The 23,988-nt window shown below is 38.1% G+C and carries 18 protein-coding genes; 8 read left to right on the top strand and 10 right to left on the bottom strand.

Going from position 1 to position 23,988, the window contains the following annotated elements:
- Positions 1-48: 48 nt before the first annotated feature.
- Entirely contained in the window at positions 49-948 is a 900-nt protein-coding gene (locus L2586_RS07550) for a LysR family transcriptional regulator (RefSeq protein WP_235292256.1), read from the bottom strand.
- 77 nt (positions 949-1,025) lie between these two features.
- On the opposite strand from L2586_RS07550, the gene hutH reads away from it, so the two are divergent.
- The 7 genes from hutH (at position 1,026) to L2586_RS07515 (ending at position 10,845) form a co-directional block, all read left to right on the top strand.
- Complete coding sequence (gene hutH / locus L2586_RS07545; RefSeq protein WP_235292255.1) at positions 1,026-2,522, top strand: histidine ammonia-lyase; 1,497 nt, start codon at positions 1,026-1,028, stop codon at positions 2,520-2,522.
- Between the two features lie 11 nt (positions 2,523-2,533).
- Positions 2,534-4,531, top strand: a complete 1,998-nt coding sequence (locus tag L2586_RS07540) for a urocanate hydratase (protein ID WP_235292254.1) — start codon at positions 2,534-2,536, stop codon at positions 4,529-4,531.
- A 58-nt stretch (positions 4,532-4,589) separates the two neighbouring features.
- A complete protein-coding gene (locus L2586_RS07535) occupies positions 4,590-4,841 on the top strand; it encodes a type II toxin-antitoxin system ParD family antitoxin (RefSeq protein WP_235292253.1) in 252 nt (83 codons plus the stop codon).
- Entirely contained in the window at positions 4,834-5,133 is a 300-nt protein-coding gene (locus L2586_RS07530) for a type II toxin-antitoxin system RelE/ParE family toxin (protein WP_235292252.1), read from the top strand. Before L2586_RS07535 ends, L2586_RS07530 begins: the two co-directional genes overlap by 8 nt.
- Positions 5,134-5,187: 54 nt before the next feature.
- The gene (gene hutI / locus L2586_RS07525; RefSeq protein ID WP_235292251.1) at positions 5,188-6,423 is read left to right on the top strand and encodes an imidazolonepropionase; all 1,236 of its coding nucleotides are present in this window, start codon (positions 5,188-5,190) and stop codon (positions 6,421-6,423) included.
- 2 nt (positions 6,424-6,425) lie between these two features.
- Entirely contained in the window at positions 6,426-7,400 is a 975-nt protein-coding gene (gene hutG / locus L2586_RS07520; RefSeq protein ID WP_235292250.1) for a formimidoylglutamase, read from the top strand.
- A 163-nt stretch (positions 7,401-7,563) separates the two neighbouring features.
- Complete coding sequence (locus L2586_RS07515; protein WP_235292249.1) at positions 7,564-10,845, top strand: WD40/YVTN/BNR-like repeat-containing protein; 3,282 nt, start codon at positions 7,564-7,566, stop codon at positions 10,843-10,845.
- A 387-nt stretch (positions 10,846-11,232) separates the two neighbouring features.
- Here L2586_RS07515 and L2586_RS07510 read toward each other — a convergent pair whose 3' ends face one another.
- From L2586_RS07510 to L2586_RS07500, 3 genes are all read right to left on the bottom strand, one after another.
- On the bottom strand, positions 11,233-12,834 hold the full coding sequence (locus L2586_RS07510) for a glutamate synthase-related protein (protein ID WP_235292248.1): 1,602 nt from the start codon (positions 12,832-12,834) through the stop codon (positions 11,233-11,235).
- Between the two features lie 175 nt (positions 12,835-13,009).
- Positions 13,010-13,264: a hypothetical protein gene (locus L2586_RS07505; RefSeq protein WP_235292247.1), complete on the bottom strand. Its 255-nt coding sequence runs from the start codon at positions 13,262-13,264 to the stop codon at positions 13,010-13,012.
- A 47-nt stretch (positions 13,265-13,311) separates the two neighbouring features.
- On the bottom strand, positions 13,312-13,614 hold the full coding sequence (locus L2586_RS07500; protein WP_235292246.1) for an ArsR/SmtB family transcription factor: 303 nt from the start codon (positions 13,612-13,614) through the stop codon (positions 13,312-13,314).
- A gap of 360 nt (positions 13,615-13,974) precedes the next feature.
- Here L2586_RS07500 and L2586_RS07495 point away from each other — a divergent pair, with 360 nt between their 5' ends.
- The gene (locus tag L2586_RS07495) at positions 13,975-15,861 is read left to right on the top strand and encodes an ABC-F family ATP-binding cassette domain-containing protein (protein WP_235292245.1); all 1,887 of its coding nucleotides are present in this window, start codon (positions 13,975-13,977) and stop codon (positions 15,859-15,861) included.
- Here the strand turns inward: L2586_RS07495 and L2586_RS07490 are convergent.
- From L2586_RS07490 to hemA, 6 genes are all read right to left on the bottom strand, one after another.
- Positions 15,851-18,316 (bottom strand): DUF5916 domain-containing protein, encoded by a 2,466-nt coding sequence (locus L2586_RS07490; RefSeq protein ID WP_235292244.1) that lies wholly within the window; start codon positions 18,314-18,316, stop codon positions 15,851-15,853. The genes L2586_RS07495 and L2586_RS07490 overlap by 11 nt on opposite strands.
- Before the next feature lie 251 nt (positions 18,317-18,567).
- Entirely contained in the window at positions 18,568-19,845 is a 1,278-nt protein-coding gene (gene hemL, locus L2586_RS07485) for a glutamate-1-semialdehyde 2,1-aminomutase (protein WP_235292243.1), read from the bottom strand.
- A 6-nt stretch (positions 19,846-19,851) separates the two neighbouring features.
- Positions 19,852-20,745: an oxygen-dependent coproporphyrinogen oxidase gene (hemF, locus tag L2586_RS07480; RefSeq protein ID WP_348535587.1), complete on the bottom strand. Its 894-nt coding sequence runs from the start codon at positions 20,743-20,745 to the stop codon at positions 19,852-19,854.
- A 2-nt stretch (positions 20,746-20,747) separates the two neighbouring features.
- Positions 20,748-21,764 carry a uroporphyrinogen decarboxylase gene (hemE, locus tag L2586_RS07475; protein ID WP_235292241.1) on the bottom strand — a complete coding sequence of 339 codons (1,017 nt, stop codon included), beginning with the start codon at positions 21,762-21,764 and terminating at the stop codon, positions 20,748-20,750.
- Entirely contained in the window at positions 21,764-22,669 is a 906-nt protein-coding gene (gene hemC / locus L2586_RS07470; protein WP_235292240.1) for a hydroxymethylbilane synthase, read from the bottom strand. Before hemC ends, hemE begins: the two co-directional genes overlap by 1 nt.
- A complete protein-coding gene (gene hemA / locus L2586_RS07465) occupies positions 22,659-23,834 on the bottom strand; it encodes a glutamyl-tRNA reductase (protein ID WP_235292238.1) in 1,176 nt (391 codons plus the stop codon). The genes hemC and hemA overlap by 11 nt, the downstream gene beginning before the upstream one ends.
- Positions 23,835-23,988: the final 154 nt, after the last annotated feature.

Genomic DNA, 23,988 nt, shown 5'->3' with positions numbered 1-23,988 from the left:
AAAATATCACAATTTTGAATGCCTCGCCGAGAAATATTCAAGATTAACCTAGTTTTTGTCTTTGTGACTTTCTATTTTTTCAAGGAAGTTTTTCAATATTGGATTCCTGTTATTCAAGTTCCAGACTGCTGACAATACTGTTCGTTGTGGAATATTTTCTAGGTCAATGAATTTAACACCTTCCACGAAAGATGGCTTTAAGGATTGAGGCACAATAGATAATCCGAAATTATTTTCGACCAATTTATAAATAGAACTGGCATGGATCGTATTGTGCGTTACATTCGGTGTGAAGTGGTTGTCTTCGAATATTTGCATGACATTTTCGAAATAGGAAGGGCTATATTTTTCATTGAACAAAATGAATGAGGCGTCTTTTAATTGCGCAAGATTGACAAAGTTTTCATCGTTGATTGGATGATCTTTAGGTAGAACTAGAGAAAAGGTCTCATTGAGAACGGGTATGGATTTTAGTCCACGTGGAATTTTTTCTAACCTCACAAATCCGATGTCAATATCGTGAGAAAACAATCGATCGATCTGCCCTTGATTATCTATTTCTTCTAGATTAAACAAGACTTTCGGGTGGTGTTTCCGGAATGCCAGCAGTAAGTCAGGGATGATCTTTTGCATAGCAGAACCCACATAGCCTATTTTCAAGTCACCTAACAATCCATCATTCAACAATTTCGCATGTTCGATAATGTGTTCGAGTCCACTAAAGTAATTCTTCAGTTCTACTTTTAGAAATTCCCCAGCTTGTGTTAGCTCAACTTTTCGGTTATGTCGATCGAAAAGTTTAACACCCATTCCGACTTCCATTTCCTTGATTTGCTTACTAAGCCCAGGCTGTGAAATGAATAATCGCTCTGCTGCTTTCCTGAAGTGTAAGTCCTCTGCAACAGCTAAGAAATAGCGAAGATGTCGAAGTTCTAATTGATAACACATAGTTATTAATTGATGATTTATTGATCTTGTTAAGTATCAAATCTAAGCTTATTTTTATAGAATTAAAATTACTGCATATGGAATTCAATTATGGTATCGATCACTTGACCGTAGATAAAGTCATTGACCTTGCTAATGGGAAGTTGAAAGGTGTACTTACTCCTGAAACCATCGAAAGGGTGAATGCTTGTCGAGTAAAATTAGAAACGCTAGCTGAATCGGGTAGGGCAGTATATGGAATCAATACTGGTTTCGGTCCACTTTGCGACACGCTTATTTCTCGAGAGCAGACCAGTAAGTTACAAGAGAATCTATTGATCACACATGCCGTAGGAGTCGGCAATCCAATAGATCGTAAGTTGTCTAAGATCATGATGATCTGCAAGGTTCATGCTTTGTGTCAAGGATATTCTGGAATCCGACTTTCTGTCATTGAAAGAATCTTGTATTTCATAGACCATGATTTAATTCCGATGGTTCCAGAGCAAGGTTCAGTAGGCGCTTCAGGTGATCTAGCACCATTATCGCATCTATTCCTTTCCTTAATAGGTGAAGGAGAATTTTGGAAAGGGGATTCATTAATCCCTGTTTCAGAAGGCTTAGCGGAGCATCATTTAGAACCAATCAGTTTGCACGCGAAGGAGGGTCTGGCATTGATTAATGGGACACAATTTATACTGGCGCATGCTGTTGTGGGTCTGTATAAAATGGACTATCTGTTAGATCTGGCGGATGTTGCAGGAGCAATGAGTTTAGAAGGATTTCAGGGCAGTGCTGATCCATTCAAAGCTAGGCTGCATGAAATACGACCTTTCGTAGGTTGCATTCAAGTTGCGAAAAGAATGCGAAGATTAGTTGAAGGTTCTGAGAATCTGAAATCTCATGAAGGATGCGAACGAGTACAAGATCCCTATTCTTTAAGATGTATACCTCAGGTTCATGGCGCCTCGCGAAATGCCTTTAATCATTTAAAGGAGATGACAGAAATAGAATTGAATTCAGTGACAGATAATCCGATTGTGTTGAGTGAGGATGAAGCGATTTCTGGTGGGAATTTTCATGGCCAACCGCTGGCTATGGTCTTGGATTATGCGGCGATCGCGGCATCAGAACTGGGAAATATTTCTGATAGAAGATGTTATTTGTTGTTAGAAGGAAAGTATGGCTTGCCTCGATTACTTACTTTGAATGGCGGCCTCAATTCGGGGTTAATGATTCCTCAATACACTACTGCAGCATTGGCATCGGAAAATAAATCATTGTGTTTTCCTGCTTCGGCGGATAGTATTCCAACCTCCCTCGGGCAAGAAGACCACGTTTCTATGGGTAGCATTTCAGGAAGAAAATTCAATCAAATACTCGGGAATATTGAGAAAATATTGGCCATCGAACTGATGTATGGCGCGCAAGCGATTGAATTCAGAAGGCCTAATCAATGCTCAGATATCATCGAAGAGAATCATAAATTGATCAGACAACATGTTTCCAAATTGGAAGCAGATCGAAAGTTGAAAGATGACATTAATCGTTTAATCGAATTGGTAAAGAACAGAGCCTTTGCAGTAGCGATATAAAAATCTAAAGTATGACATTTCAAGAACAAATATTACAAGGTATTCCGTCAGAACTTCCTCAGAAAAGATCGTATAATCTTGAGGCAAACCATGCGCCGAAGCGGAAGGATATATTAAGTGATGAAGAAAAGAAATTGGCGATTCGAAATGCACTGCGTTATTTTCCTAAAGCTTGGCATCAAGAATTGGCGGGAGAATTTGCACAAGAGTTGAAGGATTTCGGTCGTATCTATATGTATCGATTTAAGCCTAATTATGAAATGTATGCAAGGCCGCTTAAAGATTATCCGGCACAGTCCGTTCAGACTGCAGCTATTATGGTGATGATTCAGAATAACCTCAATCCTGCAGTTGCGCAACACCCAGAAGAATTAATCACCTATGGTGGAAATGGAGCTGTCTTTCAGAATTGGGCTCAGTATTTACTGACCATGCAATACCTTGCAAAGATGTCTGATAATCAGACCTTGCATTTGTATTCAGGACATCCGATGGGTTTGTTTCCATCTCCGAAAAGTGCACCAAGAGTCATTGTGACGAACGGAATGATGGTTCCTAATTATTCGAAGCAGGATGACTGGGAAAAGTTTAATGCCTTAGGAGTCACACAATATGGCCAGATGACAGCTGGATCTTTCATGTATATAGGTCCGCAAGGGATCGTTCATGGGACGACGATAACAGTAATGAACGCCTTCCGTAAGATTCTACCGAAAGGAGAAACGCCTGCGGGGAAGATTTTTCTTACGGCAGGGCTTGGAGGCATGAGTGGTGCTCAACCGAAAGCTGGAAACATCGTTGGCTGTATTACGATTTGCGCAGAAGTGAATGCACAAGCGGCAACCAAGCGGTATAGTCAAGGTTGGGTGGACGAGCTAATTAGTGATATGGATGAATTGATCAACAGAGTTCAGGAAGCCCAAAGCAAAAATGAGGTTGTTTCTATTGCGTTTATTGGAAATGTGGTAGATGTTTGGGAGCGATTTGATAAGGAAGATATCTTTGTTCATGTAGGCTCCGATCAGACTTCATTGCATATTCCATGGACTGGAGGCTATTATCCAGTAGGCACTACCTTCGAGGAATCGAATCGATTGATCAGGGAAGAGCCGCAAGTGTTTAAGTCAATGGTTCAAGAATCACTGAGAAGACATGCAGCTGCAGTCAATAAACACGCTCATAAAGGAACTTACTTTTTCGATTATGGGAATGCATTCTTATTGGAGGCTTCCAGAGCAGGAGCTGATGTGATGGCAGAGAATAAGATTGACTTTAAGTATCCATCTTATGTTCAAGATATACTAGGACCGATGTGTTTTGATTATGGTTTTGGACCTTTCAGGTGGGTTTGTACTTCGGGAAAACCTTCTGATTTAGATCGAACGGATGAAATAGCAGGAGAAGTGTTGACTCAAATTATGAAAACGGCTCCTGAAGAAATACAACTACAGATGCAAGATAATATCACATGGATTCAGGATGCTAAGGATAACAAAATGGTCGTTGGTTCGCAAGCACGGATCTTATATGCTGATGCAGAAGGAAGAGCAAAAATCGCCTCTGCATTTAATGCGGCGGTAGCAAGCGGCGAGATCGGCCCAGTAGTTTTAGGTCGAGATCACCATGATGTAAGTGGGACAGATTCACCATATCGAGAAACGTCGAATATCTATGATGGGAGCAAGTTTACGGCAGATATGGCGATACACAATGTGATCGGTGATAGTTTTAGAGGGGCGACTTGGGTTTCGATTCACAATGGTGGCGGTGTCGGCTGGGGAGAAGTAGTGAATGGTGGATTTGGCTTGGTCTTGGATGGTTCTGAGGAAGCAGATGAGCGGTTAAAAAGTATGTTGTTTTATGATGTAAATAATGGAATTGCAAGAAGGAGTTGGGCTAGGAATAAAGATGCGATATTTGCTATAAAAAGGGAAATGGCAAGGACGCCAGACTTAGAAGTGACGGTTCCGAATCTGGTGGATGATGGATTGCTGGAAGGATTGCTGTAAAATGTTCCATTTGACTATGTTACCTAAAATTGGTAATTTTATTAAAATTTTGGAAATCATGGGAAAGAATACATCTGTTGCTTTAGGAGAGCATTTTGAAGAGTTTATCAAATTTCGAATCAAAGAAGGCAGGTATAAAAATGCAAGTGAGATAATAAGGGCAGGATTAAGACTCTTAGAAGAAGAAGAGCAAAAATATTATGCTTTGAAGGCTGTAATCCAAGAAGGGATAGATAGTGGTATTGCTGTGGATTTCGATCCTGAGGAGCATTTGAAGCAGCTCAAACTTCAAAGAACCAAGCATGGCTAAATACGTATTAACGAAACGTGCTGTTAAAGATTTAACAGATATATGGAATTATACTTTTGACAATTGGTCTGAAAAACAAGCTGATAAATATTATAATGAAATTCTAGCAGAATGTGACGTGTTGGCTGAAAATCCAGAAAAAGGTAAAGCGTATTTTAAATTAATTGAAGACTTAAGAGGGGCAAAGATTAATAAGCATATTATTTTTTATCGTAAACTAGAAAGGCCGCTCATGGAAATAGTAAGGGTGCTTCATGAACGTATGGATCTGAAATCTAAACTAAATAGGTAATAACCTTTTTATGGACATTTTGAAAAGCTTGAATAAATATTAAGTACTGAAACAATGGAAATCTTATTTATAAATATCAAGGAATTAATTCAGGTTCGAACCGAGGACCGTTCCTTTGTTTCGGGTGCCGAAATGCAAAATTTACCGACCCTTCGGAATGCCTTCTTATTGGTCAGAGAAGGAAGGATTGTAGATTTTGGTGAAATGAAAGATTGCCCGGATATAACCATAGCGAACATTGTGAATGCTACTGGGAAAATGATCTTGCCAGCTTGGTGTGATTCCCATAGTCACTTGGTCTACGCTGGAAATCGGGAAGGAGAATTTATCGACCGGATCAATGGTATGAGTTATGAAGAAATTGCGAACAAAGGCGGTGGAATTCTAAATTCAGCAAAGAAGCTTCAAGAAATTTCAGAAGAAGAGCTGTATAAGCAAAGTAAAGTTCGCTTGAAAGAAGTTATGCAAATGGGGACTGGCGCTCTTGAAATCAAATCTGGATATGGATTGACGCGTGAAGCAGAATTGAAAATGCTAAAAGTTATCAAACGACTTAAAGTAAATTTTCCAATAGAAATAAAAGCTACTTTTCTTGCAGCACATGCTATTCCTGAAGCATACAAAACGGACAAAGCTGCATTCCTTAAGTTGATGGCAGAAGAAGTAATGCCTATCATTGCGAAGGAAAAACTTGCGGATTATGTTGATGTGTTTTGCGAGAAAGGCTACTTTTCTGTGGAGGATACAGCATACATATTAGCCGCTGGACAAAAGCATGGATTAAAATCCAAAATACATGTGAATCAGTTTAATGCGATCGGAGGCGTTCAAGCCGGTGTTAAGTTTAATGCGCTTTCAGTTGATCACTTAGAAGTGATGAGGAAGGAAGATATTCAAGCTTTGAAAAATACATCAACCATGCCTGTTGCACTGCCAGGATGTTCCTATTTCTTGGGAATTCCATATACGCCAGGACGTGAAATCATTGAAGCTGGGTTACCATTGGCTTTAGCAAGTGACTATAATCCAGGATCTGCTCCTTCGGGAAACATGAACTTTGTGGTAGCGACCGCTTGTATCAAAATGAAATTGACACCAGAAGAAGCCATTAATGCGGCGACGATAAATGGCGCTTATGCCATGGGGCTTGAGAAAGAAGTTGGAAGTATTACGAAGGGGAAAATGGCAAATCTAATATTGACAAAGGAGATTAATTCCTATGGAGTCTTACCGTATTCATTTGGGACGAATAACATTGACAAAGTATATTTAAAGGGGAAGGAAGTATAATTATGAGAAAAGAATATCAAGTTACTAAGCCAAGTCAATGGAAGGGCAGAATCACAAGGGAGGAGGATGGAATTCAATATTATTATCAAGCCATTGAAATTGTTGATGTGCATGAAAGCATTGAATCAGATGGAAATCAAATTGCACTACTCGGCTATGCTTGTGAGGAAGGTGTTAGAAGAAATCAGGGTAGGATAGGGTCATTCGATGGTCCTAAGTCATTTCGAGCGAAGTTGTCAAAATTGGCATTTCATCATTCTGATATTAAATTATTAGATGCAGGAGATGTTTCTTGTGTTAATGGAGCTTTAGAGGTTTGTCAGAATACCTTTGCTGCGGTTACATCGAGCTTAATTCAAAAGAAGATTTTTCCTATTGCAATCGGAGGTGGACACGATATTGCATATGGGCATTTCAAAGGAATCTATAATGCGATTAAAGATAGCGATAAACATAAAATAGGAGTTATCAATTTTGATGCACATTTCGACTTAAGACCTATAGAGTCGAAACCGAATTCAGGAACTCCGTTTAAGCAAATTTTAGATAAGTATGAATCCGCAGAATACTTTGTAATTGGCATCCAAAAATCTTCTAACCCGAAATCATTATTTGAAATTGCAGATGAAAAAGGGGTAGGTTATATCTTAAATCATGATGCTGTCTTACAGAAGCTAGCAGAAGTTAAAGCGAAACTTTCTCCGTTTTTAGAGCGAAATGATTACCTATATATTTCTATCGATCTGGATGGTTTTACTTCTGCAGTTGCACCAGGAGTAAGTGCTCCATCTCCATTAGGATTTAGTCCATTTTTTGTTCAGGAAGTATTATCATTTTTGTTTCAGTCTGGCAAGGTGATATCATGTGATTTAGCGGAATTAAATCCAAGGTTTGACGTTGATGGATTAACAGCGAAACTTACTGCAATATTGGTTGATTTTATAATTGGAAAGCAGAAGGCGATAATATCCAAATGATACTTGTGATGTTATTTCTTTCAGTGATGATATCAATTTTGAATTGGTTAGATCCAACTATAGATAGAAGCTAAATTTAAACTTCTATCTCTTTCTCTAAAAAAATATTTACTTTAGAATCAAGAAAACCATTTGACAATAAAATGGTAAAAAAGTATCCACTATGTATAATAATCAACTCACTGCTGCAATCATCACAACAATTTCATTTTTCATATTCTCAATTTCTATTACCACTGCCCAAATTGACCAAAAAGAAAAACTAGAAAAGGCAGTAAATAATCTGAAATTAAGAAGCATTGGACCTGCCATGATGGGAGGACGGATTGCTGATATTGCTGTTCATCCAGAAAATTTGAATACTTGGTATGTTGCTGTTGGATCTGGAGGATTATGGAAAACAACGAATAGAGGCACAACTTGGGATCCTGTTTTTGATAATGAAGGATCGTACTCGATTGGAACAGTTACCATAGATCCAAATAATACAGAGGTGGTCTGGGTTGGAACTGGTGAAAATGTAAGTGGTCGTCATGTAGCTTGGGGTGATGGAGTGTATCGAAGTGGGGATGGTGGATCTACTTGGACCAATATGGGACTCGATAAATCAGAGCACATTGGAAAAATACTTGTCGATCCGAGAAATAGCGACATCATATTTGTTGCTGCAGAAGGTCCTTTATGGGCTTCAGGCCGCAATAGAGGTTTGTATAAGTCTATAAACGCTGGAAAGACGTGGGAGTTGGTTTTACATATAGATGAAAACACTGGGGTAACGGATGTTGAATTTAATCCTGCTAATCCAGAAGTAATGTATGTTGCTGCTTATCAAAGAAGACGCCAAGTTTGGTCCCTATTAGCAGGTGGTCCCGAATCAGGAATATTTAAGTCCACGGATGCTGGAAAGACTTGGAAGAAAATAAAAACAGGATTACCACAAGGTGATGTAGGAAAAATTGGATTAGCTGTAACACCTGCTAATTCGAATCTTGTCTATGCTACTATAGAAGCAAATGATAAAGAGAAAGGATTTTATAAATCAGTCAATCAAGGCGAGTCTTGGGAAAAGCAAAATAGCTATATTTCAGGAGGTACAGGTCCACATTACTATCAGGAAATCGAAGCTTCACCTGAAGATGAAGATCTCGTTTATCAGATGGACGTTTTCTTTCATGTAACAAGAGACGGTGGTAAGCATTTTGACTACTTAGGGACTGGACGAGAAAAACATAGTGATAATCACGCATTATGGATAGATCCAAATGACGGTAATCATTTGCTTGCAGGTTCAGATGCTGGACTTTATGAAACTTTTGACGAGGGGACATCGTGGAGACATTTTTCGAATATGCCTATTTCTCAATTTTATAAATTGGGATTGGATAATGCAGAGCCATTCTATAACATTATTGGAGGTGCTCAAGATTTAGGAACACTGATTGGGCCATCAAGAACGACGAATATAGAAGGAATACGAAATCAAGAATGGTTAGTTCCGCTTGGCGCTGATGGTTATGATTCTACTTTTGATCCTGAAGATGATCATATTGCCTATATGGAGATTCAAGGAGGCTTATTGCATCGTTATGACAAACGAAACCATGAAGTTTTAAATATTCAACCGCAGCCAGCACCTGGAGATGATCCAGAAAGATGGAATTGGGATAGTCCTATTCAAGTTAGTCCGCATAACCATCAGCGAATATATTTTGGTTCTCAGCGGGTGTGGAAAAGTGAAGATCGAGGAAATTCATGGACTGCAATAAGTAAAGATCTTACAACGAATACGAATAGATATGAATTAGAAACGATCGATCGGGTATGGAGTGTCGATGCGCTTTACGATAATGGAGCGATGTCTAAGTATTCGACATTAACGGCTATTTCAGAATCACCTCTTGTGGAAGGGTTACTTTACACGGGTTCAGATGATGGGAAAGTTCAGGTCACTGCAAATGATGGTAGTACATGGACGGATATCAGCAACCTGCCGCAAGTTCCTGAAAGAGTATTTATCAATGATGTAGAAGCATCTGTTCATGATGGAAATGGTGTGTTTGTCGCAGCAGATGGACACAAGTTTGGCGATTTTATGCCCTACCTATTTATGAGTAAGGATCGTGGAAAGACTTGGAAATCAATAGTAGGTGATTTGCCAAAAAGTACGATTGTGTGGGCGATTAGACAAGATCATATCGATGAGAATCTTTTATTTATAGGAACAGAATATGGGTTATACTTCTCGCCTAATATGGGAGTGAATTGGTTGAAACTTGGAAATGGTGTTCCTACGATAGCTTTTCGTGATATCGAATTGCATACTAGAGACAATGATTTAGTGGGGGCTACTTTCGGGAGAGGATTTTATATACTAGATGATTATTCGCCATTGAGAGAAATGAGTCGAGTGGTTAATGAAGAAAAGAGTGCATTATTCCCAATAAGAGATGCTTGGTGGTATATTCCGAATGCACCATTACAAGCGAAAGGTATGCCGACTTTGGGTAGTAGCAATTATGTTGCTGATAATCCTGATTTTGGAGCAATGATAACCTACTATTTAAGCTCGGTTCCAGAGACTTCAAAATCAAAAAGGCAAGATGCGGAAAAGGAATTGAATAAGAAGGAAGTAAGTATTCCCTTTCCTGGTTGGGATCAGTTAAGAAAAGAATCTAGTGAAAGTAATCCTCAGGCAATGCTCCTGATAAGTAATGAAAATGGGGATCCAATTAATTGGATAGAAGCGCAGGCAAAGAAAGGGTTAAATAGAATCACATGGGACTTAAGACATCCAGCTTTAGATCCGATCAATTTATCCAAACCTGATTTTGTGCCACCATGGGCTGGTACTTCACAAGGACCGTTAGTGGTCCCAGGGAAATATAGTGCTCAATTGTTTATTTACTACGATGGAGAATTGTTGCCTCAGGGTGAAAAACAAGAATTTAAGGTGAAGTCTGTTGCTGGCAATGATTCGAATGTAGATTATAAAGCAATAGGTGAATTCCAATTAAAAACGAGTGAGCTTGCGAGACAAGCTTCTATAGCAGGGAGGAATTTAGGAGAAGCAGGCGAAAGTTTTAGATACATGAAAGCTGCATTATTAAAAACTCCAAAAGCTTCACAAGTATTATTTGCTGGACTTGCTGAATTGGAAGAGAAAATGAAAATTTTGCAAACACGTTTATATGGAGATCGAGTTTTGAGTGGAATGAATGAGTCTACAACGGCCTCAATTATGTCGTATGTATGGAAAGTTAAAGGAGGCCATTGGGATACAACACAAGAACCAACGGAAACTTATAAGCAAAGTTTAAAGTACGCAGCGTCAGCACTAGATCAATTTAAAATTGACTTAAGTGCCTTTCTAGATGCAGTTGAGGAGTATGAGCAACAACTAGGTAAAGCAGGAGCGCCATATACACCAGGACGAGGAATAGAATAGGGCCGAATAATTGAGAGTCTGACCTCCAGTCAGCCTCTCAATGTTATGAATAGAAGGGAAGCTTAAGTGTTAACCTTCCATAGAAAGAATTTTTATTGACTAATAATATAACTTGGATGAATACTTGAATATATGAACTTGGGTTTATGCTAAGATCGTAGAGCCATAATAAGTTGAAGTAGGACAATAGAATGGAAAACCTGACACTTTCATCCTATCCGCATATACTAATTAAAAATGCCAGGTCATGAAATTAGAGGTTAACTATAAACTTGAAAATAGAAACCCATAACTTACCTTGTAATTAACATTTAGCTCAGTAGTCCTTGCTAATGCGCAAAGCTTCACTTGGCTTACTGGTCTAAATGTCAGCGAAGTTTTATATCGCTAAACCATACCAGCATAAATGATTCCTGTTAATCGATGCATATCATAATTATAAGTTGATAGATCATTATGATTAAACTTAGACACATCATCATATCCACAAGCTCTTGCTACAACCTTGATTAAATCATTGGCCGCGCCAAAGAAATTTTTCAATTGCTGAGCAGATGCTTCGATAATTAACCTTTGTCTAAGATCTTCTTTCTGAGTGGCAATTCCGACTGGGCAGTTGTTAGAACCACAAGCTCTCATGCCAAGACATCCGATTGCTTGCAATGCAGAATTAGAAACAGCAATAGCATCTGCACCTAACATCATCGCCTTAGCGAAATCTTCTGGAACACGTAAGCCTCCAGTGATTATAAGTGTGATGTTGTCTGCACCTATTTTATCCAGATGCTTTCTCGCTCTCGCTAACGCCGGGATAGTAGGAACATTGATATGATCTCTTAGAATCGTCGGTGCTGAACCAGTTCCTCCACCTCGACCATCAAGAATAATGTAATCGACTCCTACCGCTAATGCAAAGTCAATATCTGCTTCTATGTGACTCGCTGCAATCTTAAATCCGACAGGAATTCCTCCTGTTTTTGCTCTCACTTCTTCCGCAACTTTTTTGAAATCATCCACCGTTTTTAAGTCAGGAAATGCAGCAGGTGAAATGGCCGTCTCTCCTTCCTGTAATCCTCTTACTTCAGCAATTTCTTTCGTGACTTTGTTCCCAGGCAAATGTCCTCCGGTCCCAGTCTTTGCACCTTGTCCACCTTTGAAATGGAAAGCTTGTGCCTTCATTACTTTATCCCATGAAAAGCCAAATTTTCCAGATGCCAATTCATAGAAATACTTGGAATTGTTTGCTTGTTCTTCAGGTAACATCCCACCTTCACCACTGCATATTCCCGTTCCTGACATTTCTGCACCCATGGATAAAGCTATTTTTGCTTCCTTAGAAAGTGCCCCGAAACTCATATCAGAAACAAAAAGTGGAATATCGATCATCAAAGGTTTTTTAGCATTTTTGCCTATGACCACTTGAGTAGAAACCTCTTCTTCATCTAATAAAGGTCGCGTTGCTAACTGAGCAGGGAGGATCTGAATATCATTCCATTTCGGAAGCGTGTTTCTGTCCACTCCCATAGAAGCTGAAGGGCCATGATGCCCGTAATTCTTTAATCCATTTCTGGATAGCTCCTTGATATATGAGGTATATGGTTCTGTGTTTTCTGGATGAGTATCCGCATATAGACCTAGATATGCATCCCGATTGAAAGGTTGTGGAAATTCTTTCAAGTAATCTTTTATTTCTTGTTCATCTACCCAGACGAAACCGTCTTTTATCTCAGAGGTAAATTTCTCTAGTACCTCCTCATTATTGTATTCACTTACCCCAGTATCGATCCGATAATCCCAGTCATGCAGGCCACATATTAAGTTATCACCCTTTACATATCCATCTGAAAGCAGTGCACCTCTATGAAGACATCGACCATATAAAACGGAAACATTTTCTTCATATCTAATGACTACTAAGTCTAATCCTTCTACTTCAGCATAAGTTGGTTCCCGATTTTCTAGCGAATCGAATCGTAATAATTTAATCATTTTGTTCTTTTTTGGCTTTACTGATTGATGATAGGTGATAATTTACATAGCCCTATTTATTTCTAGCCCTAAGATTGCTTAAATAATTAATACTATTTAGTAAGATGCCGACAAATAAGCTGTGGAAAGTAGAAAATCTAGTTTGCTTTTTCCTCAGAAAAAAACTTTAATTTTCTTATATATTTGAAATAATTTTTCCTTCTTTCCGCGATTTAAAAATGGTGAACGTTGCAATGATGGCCCATATTAGGTTCGACACAAATGGTGGAATGGCATTGAAATAATAACAATTAGAGGCGATTAGAACTCCTCCTATTAAATTAAAATACCTTCCAACTTTAATAAATTTCTCACTTTTCAATGTTAGCGCATAAGCTGTAATGACAAGCCCAGATCCTAACCAACCGATTACATTAAAAAATATTTCCATCTCAAATCGTCAAATTTGTATATATCGATATGTTGTGTAAAAAAAAACTATTTTAAAAACTCAGTATACTCATTTATGACCTCTTGGTTTCTCTTAAAATATGACCACTTACCATGTCTCGTTAATACTAATAATCCACATTTTTCCATATTGGTAAGATAGTTGGAAATCGTCGATTGAGAAAGCCCAGATTTTTCATAAATATAAGTCGCACAGACACCATCATCATAGTGGTCAATGCTTGTGTGTGGAGGAAAATTTTCCGCCGGATTCTTTAACCATTCTAAAATTTCAATACGTGTTTGATTTGCTAAACACTTGCTAATTTCAGTCACTAATTTCAAATCCATAACACAAACGTATCTACAATTACCGATATGTCAAAACGTTTTTAATAATTTTTTTATTTTGAAGGTCAATTTTTTCTTTAAACAGTTATTTGTTGGGTTGTTTAATAGACGTAATAGTCAGGTAATTAGATTGTTATGAGTAGTGTTGTGTTTTTAATTAAATTTACTCTAGAATGGATTTATTTTGATAATTGTCAATTTTTAGGTTCACTTATTCGGGATATAATGCCGTTTTAATACATAGCAATAATGAATATTAATGCAGAATTATTCGGTTAACTTTTAAATAATTTGTTCTCTTTAACAATTGTTATCATAGTTTACTGCATTAGCGTTACTTTAGCGGGTCGAAATTGAATTATGAATTACCTTACTATAGAAAATGCTTCGAAGACTTTTGGAGAGAAAACACTCTTTAAAGATCTGAACTTATCCATTAACGAAGGAGATAAAATTGCCCTTGTTGCTAAGAATGGTACAGGGAAATCAACACTTCTCAAGATTCTTAATGGAGAAGAATCGGTAGAAGGTGAGCAGGCAAAAATCTTATTCAAGAAGGATATCAATATTGCTTATTTGACACAAGAATCTCAGCTTCTCGATGAATTAAGTGTTCTAGATGAAGCGCTGAATAGTGACAGCCCTCAGATTAAGGCCATTCAGTTATATGAAAAAGCAATGCTGGCTAAGGATCAAGAAGCTATTCAAGATGCCATCACTAAAATAGAAGATCTTAAGGCGTGGGACATAGAAGCGAAGGTGAAAGAAATTCTGGGAAAGTTAAAGATTCTTAACCTTGATCAGAAAGTGAAGCACCTTTCTGGTGGTCAGAAGAAAAGACTTTCTCTTGCTAAAGTATTAATAAGCAATCCAGACTTTTTAATTCTGGATGAGCCTACGAATCACTTGGACCTAGAGATGATTGAGTGGTTAGAAGAATTTCTGCAACAGCCTAATCTGACAGTGTTTATGGTAACACACGATAGGTATTTTCTAGAGAGAGTTTGTAACATTATCATTGACCTAGATGAAAGAAAGCTAGCCTCATTTAAAGGAAACTATTCTGAATACTTAGAAAAGAAAGCAAGTATCCAGATGACAGAGCAAGCGAATCTTGCGAAGATGAAGAAGCTGTATTCTAAAGAGTTAAACTGGATTAGAAGACAACCCAAAGCTCGTGGAACGAAAGCGAAATCAAGAGTTGATAAGTTCGATGAAATCAAAGAAAAAGCGCATCAGAATATAACGCAAGATGAAGTTGAATTCGTTATCCAATCAGAACGTCTAGGAAGTAAAATTTTAGAAGCATATTACGTTCATAAATCTTTCGGAGATTTGAAAGTTTTGAATGACTTTTATTATAAATTCAAGAAGGGTGAAAAGATTGGCGTCGTCGGACCGAATGGAGTAGGGAAGTCAAGTTTTATTAAATTGTTAACACAGCAGATTCAACCGGACGAAGGAAAGGTTGTAGTAGGTGAAACGGTTAAGTTTGGTATATTTGCCCAGGACGGTCTAGAACTTTCGGAAGATCAAAGAGTGATCGATGTGGTAAGGAATATTGCGGAATATATTCCACTTGAAAAAGGAATGAAATTGACCGCAACATCTTTACTAGAGAAATTCCTTTTTAGTAGAGATCAGCAGCAAGTCTATTATTCACAACTTTCAGGTGGAGAGAAGAGAAGGCTTTACTTGCTGACGGTTCTGATGCAGAATCCGAATTTCTTAATTCTGGATGAGCCTACGAATGACTTGGACATTGTTACCCTAAATGTGTTAGAAGAGTATCTACGATCTTTCACGGGTTGTCTGTTGATCATATCGCATGATCGTTATTTTATGGATAAAATTGTAGATCACATATTCATTTTACGACCAGGTGGCATTATTAAAGATTTTAATGGTAACTATTCTGAATTCAAATTGAGAGAAAAAGAGTTCTTCCCTGATAAATCTACTGAGAAGAAGAAAGTTGTAGAAGTAGAACCTGCTCCTGCACCTCAGAAAAACATTGACAATCAAAAAAAGCTATCCTACAAAGACAAGCACAGGATGGATGAGATAGAGAAGTTGCTTGCTAAGAATGAAAAGAGAAAGGACGAGATCACCGAAAAGTTTTCAGATTCTTCACTAAGTTCAGATAAGATGTCGGAACTATCTAAAGAAATGGGAATATTAATGTCGGAGATCGAAGACTTAGAAATGGAATGGATGGAAATCGCAGATAAGGTTTCTAAGAATTAAATTTCTGTGCAGTTTTAAAGTAATCTATGAAGTATAAAACTTTAATATTCATAGAGAAATTATTGTTGTATTCGTACACTGACTGAACACTCTTAGAATAACTAGGTCTTAAGTTTCTTATTTCCGCTCCGTTATTCGCAAAGTTCTTCACGACGAAAATCAAATCACTTCCGGGAGCAAATCGCCAACTGTAGACGAGGTCCATATTGAGCAAGTTGAAATTAACATCGTACTTTTTACGACCATCATCAGCAATATCATCGATAGATGTTTCGATAAGTTCACCTTTTGACCCTAGAAGATGGTAGCTGTTATAATGTACTTTCGACCAATAATGTCGACCAATTAGATTAATGTACATGTTCTCATTGAAAAGAATTTTCGTAGTGAACTGATTTACCACCGTCTTCCGGTCTCTTTTTCCGAAAATAACTGGGTTTTCTACACCTGGTACATCATATGAATTAGCGACAAAGCCCACATCATTTTTGTTCAGTGACCATCCATAGCTCCAGTCCAAGCTTATTTTGTTATTCACCCGCCATCTTGGTTCTATTTCGAAAGAAACCAGATTTCGATTCTCTTCGTTCCATGATCTTACATTGATATTAGCATCAAGCGCAATTGGCTTGTTGTAATTGGTACTGACGAATGAATTAAAATACCAGTTGGTAGGAAAAGCATAATACTGAGAATAATCTCGTGTTCTTGGTTCGAAATAATCGTAGGTCACAACTGGTTCTAAGCGAAGGGTTGCACCTGCACCTGTGAAATCGCTCGTTCTCAAGAAAGTATTTAAGGTAACTGAGAAATCTGTAAAAACATTCGGAGCAACTAACCTTGAATATAAACTGGAAAGGGTTAGTTTGTAAGTGTCTATATTTTTAGGCCTCGCATTGTAATTATTATACGATCCTCGTAAAGAAACCGTCCGCTCATTCGGACTTAGTAGAAATCCGAAATCATTTATATCATAATTAGGACTCTCTTCCTTATAGCTTAACTCGTAATTATAACGACCTCTAATTTTACCAGCCGTTAGACTGTAAGTATAACCTAGATCAGTATATTCTGAATAGTATTTCTGACTTAAGGCTGAAGAACCAGCGAAACTGTATTTCTGATTTTTAGTTCTGAAGTCAAACTCGGTTCCTGTTACATTCGCGTCATAATCATCTCCGAACCGGAGTACATTCGTGTTAATCAACGAAATGAAAGAGTTGTTTTTTAAATTTTGATCAGCTACAAGGACATTGTAATTGGTCAATGGATTAACTTGAACACTTTGTGTTTCTCCATTCTGTGTGACATAATCTGCCGTGCTTTCGGATACCACAGCATTAAATACACCGATTCCTAATCCCGATTGCAATCGACCCGATATTTTAGTGGCATTTAATAATTGAGTGATATTATTATACCGAGTAATTCGGTTTCCTTCCTTTTCTTTATCAAATATTCGTTTGCTGTTATGCGGTGCCCCTCCGATTCTACGAGAGTAAAAGAGATTCGCTTTTTGGAAAAGTTCTGTTCCTTCAGTGAAAAATGCACGATTCTCATCGAATTGGACCTCGAAAGGTGTAAGGTTTAGTACTTGTTCATCGAATTTCACTTGAGAGAAATCAGGAATGAGGGTCATATCTAACGTAAATGCGTCATTTATACCATATTTCAAGTCCATTCCACCACTGATTCCTGTGCTTAAAGAACCTTCTTGCTTTAAGTTGGTACTTCCACCGAAGGAAAGATATGGCGTCACCATAAGCCTTACCGGCGTTTTTATATTTTGAATACCTTCTAGAACGCCAGCTTGAGTTAGAATTCCCTCGATAGTCGGGTCGATTTCATTCCAATAACTGGTTTCTCTAGTTCTTCGAACTTCACGGCTAAAGTTAATGCCCCATTTCTGTACATCAGCCTTCGGAAACCTTAGCGCAGAATAAGGTATTTCCATTTCAACTACCCAACCAAATTCCGTGATCTTAACACTGGAATTCCATACAGCGTCCCAGTTGCTATCCGAGCCTTCAGGAGTTAATAAATAGTCTCGTTGAACTCCTGCAGCGGAAACTTTGAAACCGAATCCATTGATTCCCGACTGGTAGGCATCGATCATTATTTCGAAAGAACTGGCATTGGTGCTTCCATCTCTCTCGCATAATTGTCTCATGATTTGATCCGGCTCAGGATCAATCAGTAAGGCACCGATGTACAAGGAGTTATCATTGTAGAGAATTCTTACTTGAGTCTCGAAATTTGCAGGAAGACCTGGCTTAGGATTTAAGGTAGTGAACTTATCCGCTATATTGGCTTTAGTCCATGCTTCCTCATCTAAGGAACCATCGATTTTTATGTCAATATTCGTGCGATCTGCTAGTAAAACCCTGTGAGGAATTTCATTTGCGAACAAAAATATAGGCAAGAGTATCAGTAATACTGAAAATAATTTCGGCATTTTAAATTGTGGCTTAACATGTCAAAGTCAGGTCTAAATTGGTTATGCTTTTTTAATTACAAATGGTTTACCAATAGGCTGCTGAAACTAAATGACATTCAACTTTAATAATTCCTAGGCCATAAAAATACTTTTTTATTTCCTTATCAGCTGCAAATATTCAATAAAAGAGGAATAATACCAAATATATATTATTAAAAATCATAATATATATGACCTGCGAATTGCGAAACCAGATGGACTCTTTAGAATTAGAAAGTCTTAAAGGTTTCTAAAATTTTCTCAACTTCTTTGTCCTTAATATCTTTTCCTAGAAACCAAGATTCATAGTTACTCGGCGGTAGATAAATTCCCGACTTTAATCCGTGGTGGAAAAGTCTACCAAATAACTCAGTATCGGTTGTCTTAGCATCTCCATAACTATGCACTTCTCGATCAGTATAAAAAATACTTATCATTGAACCAATGGAATTGATATGATGAGCAATGCCTTTTTCGCTCAATATTTCACCGAGAGACTGGTGTAGATTCTTTACGGTTTCCGTTAACTCCGTGTAGATACTTGGTGTGTTTTTTAGAATGGTCAATGTTGTGATTCCAGCCGTCATTGCAACAGGGTTGCCGCTGAGTGTACCCGCTTGATATACCGGACCAAGAGGTGCTAAATGTTCAAATATTTCCTTTCTACCTCCGAAAGCACCTACAGGCATACCTCCTCCTATTATTTTTCCAAAGCAGATGATGTCAGCTTGAATATCGAAATATTCTTGTGCTCCTCCAGGTGCTAATCTGAATCCGGTCATCACTTCATCCATGATAAATAACGCTCCATTTTTATGGCACAATGCCTTCAGTTCATGAAGGAAACCATCCTTAGGAAGAATGCATCCCATATTCCCTGCAACAGGCTCCAAGATTACACATGCGATGTCATCATGTTTGCTAAATAAAGCCTGAACCGACGCTAAGTCATTGTATTCAGCGATCAAAGTGTTCGCTGCTGTTTCTTCCGGTACACCAGGCGAATTCGGGCTTCCTAGTGTTAAGGCACCACTTCCTGCTTCTACGAGAAAGCTATCATGATGTCCATGATAACAGCCTGCGAACTTGACGATCTTCTTTTTACCAGTATAACCTCTGGCAAGTCGAACTGCACTCATGCAAGCTTCCGTACCTGAATTAACCATTCTAACCATTTCCAAGCCCGGCACGATATCGCACATTAGCTTAGCCATGTCTAATTCCAAGCTAGTCGGTGTTCCATAAGTGAAAGACTTCTTTATTTGCTGTGTTACAGCCTCGATCACTTCAGGATGTGCATGCCCCAGAATCATCGGTCCCCAAGAATTGATGAGGTCCACATATGAATTCCCATCTACATCATAGAGGTATGCACCTTTAGCTTTGTCAATGAAAACGGGTGTTCCGCCGACAGATTTAAAGGCTCTCACTGGTGAATTAACACCGCCTGGAATATACTTTTTAGATGCTGCAAACAGGGATTCGCTCTTTGAAAATGGATTCGGCATGTTGTATTATTTTAGTGTTACCCAGTCTTTGGGTTTTAGTGCTTCTAATAATTTTGCTTCTTCGCTTCCTGCTTCTGGATGGTGGTTGTATTCCCATCTCACTGTAGGTGGAAGACTCATTAAGATGGATTCTGTTCGACCATTGGTTTTTAGGCCAAATAAGGTTCCTCGATCATGAATTAGATTAAATTCAACATATCGTCCTCTTCGAATTTCTTGCCATATTTTCTGATCAGCATTGTAAGGCGTATCCTTTCTTTTCTGAAATACAGGTAAGTAAGCTTTCAGAAATGCATCACCAATTTTACTAGTAAATGCTAACTTTTCTTGTGGTTGATCTTTTAAGTAATCATAGAATATTCCTCCGATTCCCCTATGCTCATCACGGTGGCTATTGAAAAAATAGTCATCACATTTCGCCTTGAAAGTAGAGTAGTAGGATTCGTTATGTAGATCACAAGCATTTTTCAGCGTCGTATGAAAATGAACGGCATCTTCCTCGAATATATAATATGGCGTCATGTCCATTCCTCCACCAAACCAAGCGTCCACCATTACATCCTTTTCATACAATTCGAAGTATCGAATATTGAAATGAACCGTTGGTGCGAATGGATTAACCGGATGAATGACTAAAGAAATTCCTGAAGCATAGAAAGTAGCAGAAACTGCATTCAACCTCTTCTTCATTTCATCTGGCAGAATGCCATGAACCATGGAGATATTCACACCACCTTTTTCTATATACTTTCCATTAGATAGAATATTGGATATTCCGCCTCCACCTCCTGGACGATCCCAGGTGTCTTCTAGTAATTGTAAATCCTCATCTTCTTCAAGAAATGCTAGAACAATCTCCTTTTGGAGCGCTTTTATTTTATTTTCGAATTGTTCTTTTATCATTAATAACGATATGCTTTAACAGTATCCACAAATAGCTTAGCCTTTTCTACTGGGATATTCGGTAGTATTCCATGGCCTAAGTTGGCAATGTATCGATGCCCTTCGAAAGATTCTATCATTTCATTGGTTCTCTTGACTAGTGTTTCATCTGAAGACAAAAGCATAGATGGGTCTAAGTTTCCTTGCATTGCTTTATCGGAAGAAATCTTAGACTTCGCATAATCAGCGCTAATCGTCCAATCCAGACCTAAGCCTTGGCAGTCTATTTTATTCAGATCTTCCAGCAAGTGCCATCCACCTTTCGCGAATACGATACTTGGAATTCCAGGGAAAGCATTGCAGATTTTATGAATAAATGGCAGGCTGTACGCTAGGTAGTTTTGTCTATCTAATAAGCCTCCCCAACTATCGAAAACTTGGAAAACATCAATACCACTTTCGATCTGATGACCTAAATAAGTGATGGTTGCTTCTGTTATTTTATCTAATATTTTCAGGGCTAATTCAGGATGATTGAAAGCAAATGATTTTGCCTCAGAAAAATCCTTAGATCCTTTTCCTTGAACCATGTAGCAAAAAACCGTCCATGGAGAACCCACGAAACCAATCAACGGAATATCTGCTGGAAGTTCATGCTTGATCATTTTAATACAAGCCTCTACGGTAGGCATTCTACTGATAATATCTTCGCCATTCAGTTTTTGATATTCAGCTTCAGATGTTACGGTACTTTCTAATAGTGGTCCTTTTCCTGGAACTAATTCTACATTGATCCCTAGCACTTTCGGAATTACCAAAATATCTGAAAACAGAATCGCTGCATCAACACCTACTTGGTGAACAGGCATAATGGTAATCTCTGTTGCGAGTTCTGGCGTTTCAATTCGCTCAAAAAAACTATACTTAGCTTTTAATTTCATGTAGTCAGGCAGATACCTTCCCGCTTGTCGCATCATCCATACTGGAGGACGATCTACATCTTCTCCCTTTAAAACCTTAATAAAATTATTATTCATTATTGAGCTTTGATTTTAAGCATTATTTTATCACCTCCTGCAACTAAGATTTCATTCACCCAGTCACTTACCTGGCTTAAACATTCACCTTTATCCACCGTTTTCTCGACGAAAAAAGCTTCGTATCCATTTGGGTCATGAAGACTGCCTTTGAATACAATTTGGTCTCCTTTGATCTTGGCAAGTGCTCCGATCGGGGCTGAGCATCCTCCTTCTAATAAATTGAGAAATTTGCGTTCGACTTGGCTGCATAATTCTACCTCTTCTACTTGTAACTGAGCCGTTAATTTTGCTATAAATGGATCATCAGTCCGATAGCTTATTCCCAGAACTCCTTGTGATGGAGCAGGTATCATCCAGTCAAGAGTTGTGCATTGATCATTCAGCATACTTAATCTATTCAGACCAGCATGCGCCATAATGATTCCATCCCAATCAGAGTCCCACAGTTTTTCCAACCTCGTTGGTACATTTCCTCGAAGATTGTGAAATATGGTATTCTTATATTTATACTTCCACTGCGCCTTCCTTCTGATAGAACCTGTTCCAATATTAAATACTGAAGCTGTTATATCTCTTTCTACATCGTTATTCACTAATACATCTCTGGGATCTTCTCGTTGTCCAGTGCTTGTGATGGTAATTCCATCTGGTGGCACGGTTGGATAGTCTTTTAAGGAGTGAATAGCCAGGTGGATCTCTTTATCGAGAAGGGCATTATCTAGAGCTTTCGTAAAAATGCCTGTTTGGTTAAGCTTACCTAGTTCTGAAGTTTTATCGATATCTCCTAAGGAGTCAATGAGTACTAGCTCGGCTTTAAGGCCAAGATTTTCAATTTCCCCTTTTAAGTAGTTTGCTTGCCAAAGTGCTAATTTGCTCTTTCGCGTTCCGATTTTAATGAGCATCTAATGTTTTATTTCTTACCTTTTTAATCCACTGTTGTGACAGGTGGTTAAAGAGATGGTCGGTGTATTCATCAAGAAATGCAGCAGAATGTGTTTTATCTTCAGCGATAACATTAGATAAAGCGTCTTGCTTGATTTGTTGCAATTCTTTCTTTAGTTCAGAAAGCATCGGCATCCCCGATTTAATAGTAAACCATGCATTAAGATCTAAGATACTTTCAGCAATAATACGTTCTACATTTCTCCTTTCAGCAACACGCTTCCGCATATTCGCATTCACCTTATCTGATAATTGGTCCACATTAATTAATTCTATATTTTCCAATTTTCCCAATGATGGATCTACATTCATAGGAACGGATAAATCCACAATATGGTGTCTCTTGTTACTCTTAAATATCTTTTCAGTCAATATATATTCTGAAGCATTCGTCGCACAAATAATTACATCATAATGTTCAGCCTCCATGCTTAAGTGCTTGAAAGGCATCAATTTTAGATCTTTTTTATTCGCAAGTGCTAATGACTTATCGAAAGACCTATTGGTAATGGTTATATTTTTAGAAGGTGCAAATTTTAATAAGTGGTCTATGGTATGACTCCCTATTTTTCCAGCACCAAGGATAAGATATTTAGCTGTTTTTAGATCTAGCGATGTCGTTTTTATGTGTTCTATGCATGCATAACTGGTGGAACTGGCACCACTATAAAAACCTGTAGTCGTCCGCGCCTTCTTTGCGGAACTCAATGCATTATTGATGATTCGCTCCCAGGTTCCAGTGATCATTCCATTCGCCTTAGCAATTCCACACGCTTTTCTTACCTGGCCGAGGATTTCAAAATCTCCAGCGATCTGTGATTCTAATCCACTGCAAATTCTAAAGAAATAATGGATTGCTTGCGCATCAGATTTGAAGTGAAACAATTGCTCATCATAGTAATCTTTATAGATATGCTTAGAAAGTATTTCCAGAGCCTTGGCATTAGCATCTTGCGGAATGAAGAATTCAGTACGATTACAAGTAGAAACAATTAAAGCATTCGTAATCCCAGACGCTAGAAAGTATTCATAAGTTTCTTGAATATGATCTTCATCCAAGGCAAACTTCTGTCGCTGCTCAAGATTAGCTTTCTGATAATTAATACCTATAACTGACCAATTCAAATAATCTGGATTTATTGTACGATGGGCAAAAATATGCTTATTAAGCCCTTATTCAAATGGTTTTGTGTCATTTAATTGTAAAAGACTATTCTGGTATTCAACAAATGTCACTCCTTTCATCTTTCTTTACCATCAGAAACATAAAAATAAAGCC

It is taken from the genome of Portibacter lacus (assembly GCF_021533215.1).
Lineage (GTDB): Bacteria > Bacteroidota > Bacteroidia > Chitinophagales > Saprospiraceae > Portibacter > Portibacter lacus.
The sequence above is the reverse complement of the archived record's forward strand: the minus strand, read 5'-3'. Positions and strand labels throughout refer to the sequence as shown.

Bases quoted from the DNA above. Each gene is read 5' to 3' on its own strand.
- L2586_RS07550 (WP_235292256.1), bottom strand. From the start codon at position 948: ATGTGTTATCAATTAGAACTTCGACATCTTCGCTATTTCTTAGCTGTT.
- L2586_RS07540 (WP_235292254.1), top strand. From the start codon at position 2,534: ATGACATTTCAAGAACAAATATTACAAGGTATTCCGTCAGAACTTCCT.
- hutG (WP_235292250.1), top strand. From the start codon at position 6,426: ATGAGAAAAGAATATCAAGTTACTAAGCCAAGTCAATGGAAGGGCAGA.
- hemE (WP_235292241.1), bottom strand. From the start codon at position 21,764: ATGAATAATAATTTTATTAAGGTTTTAAAGGGAGAAGATGTAGATCGT.
- hutH (WP_235292255.1), top strand. From the start codon at position 1,026: ATGGAATTCAATTATGGTATCGATCACTTGACCGTAGATAAAGTCATT.
- L2586_RS07500 (WP_235292246.1), bottom strand. From the start codon at position 13,614: ATGGATTTGAAATTAGTGACTGAAATTAGCAAGTGTTTAGCAAATCAA.
- L2586_RS07510 (WP_235292248.1), bottom strand. From the start codon at position 12,834: ATGATTAAATTATTACGATTCGATTCGCTAGAAAATCGGGAACCAACT.
- L2586_RS07515 (WP_235292249.1), top strand. From the start codon at position 7,564: ATGTATAATAATCAACTCACTGCTGCAATCATCACAACAATTTCATTT.
- hemL (WP_235292243.1), bottom strand. From the start codon at position 19,845: ATGCCGAATCCATTTTCAAAGAGCGAATCCCTGTTTGCAGCATCTAAA.
- L2586_RS07530 (WP_235292252.1), top strand. From the start codon at position 4,834: ATGGCTAAATACGTATTAACGAAACGTGCTGTTAAAGATTTAACAGAT.
- hemC (WP_235292240.1), bottom strand. From the start codon at position 22,669: ATGCTCATTAAAATCGGAACGCGAAAGAGCAAATTAGCACTTTGGCAA.
- L2586_RS07490 (WP_235292244.1), bottom strand. From the start codon at position 18,316: ATGCCGAAATTATTTTCAGTATTACTGATACTCTTGCCTATATTTTTG.
- L2586_RS07535 (WP_235292253.1), top strand. From the start codon at position 4,590: ATGGGAAAGAATACATCTGTTGCTTTAGGAGAGCATTTTGAAGAGTTT.
- hutI (WP_235292251.1), top strand. From the start codon at position 5,188: ATGGAAATCTTATTTATAAATATCAAGGAATTAATTCAGGTTCGAACC.
- L2586_RS07495 (WP_235292245.1), top strand. From the start codon at position 13,975: ATGAATTACCTTACTATAGAAAATGCTTCGAAGACTTTTGGAGAGAAA.
- L2586_RS07505 (WP_235292247.1), bottom strand. From the start codon at position 13,264: ATGGAAATATTTTTTAATGTAATCGGTTGGTTAGGATCTGGGCTTGTC.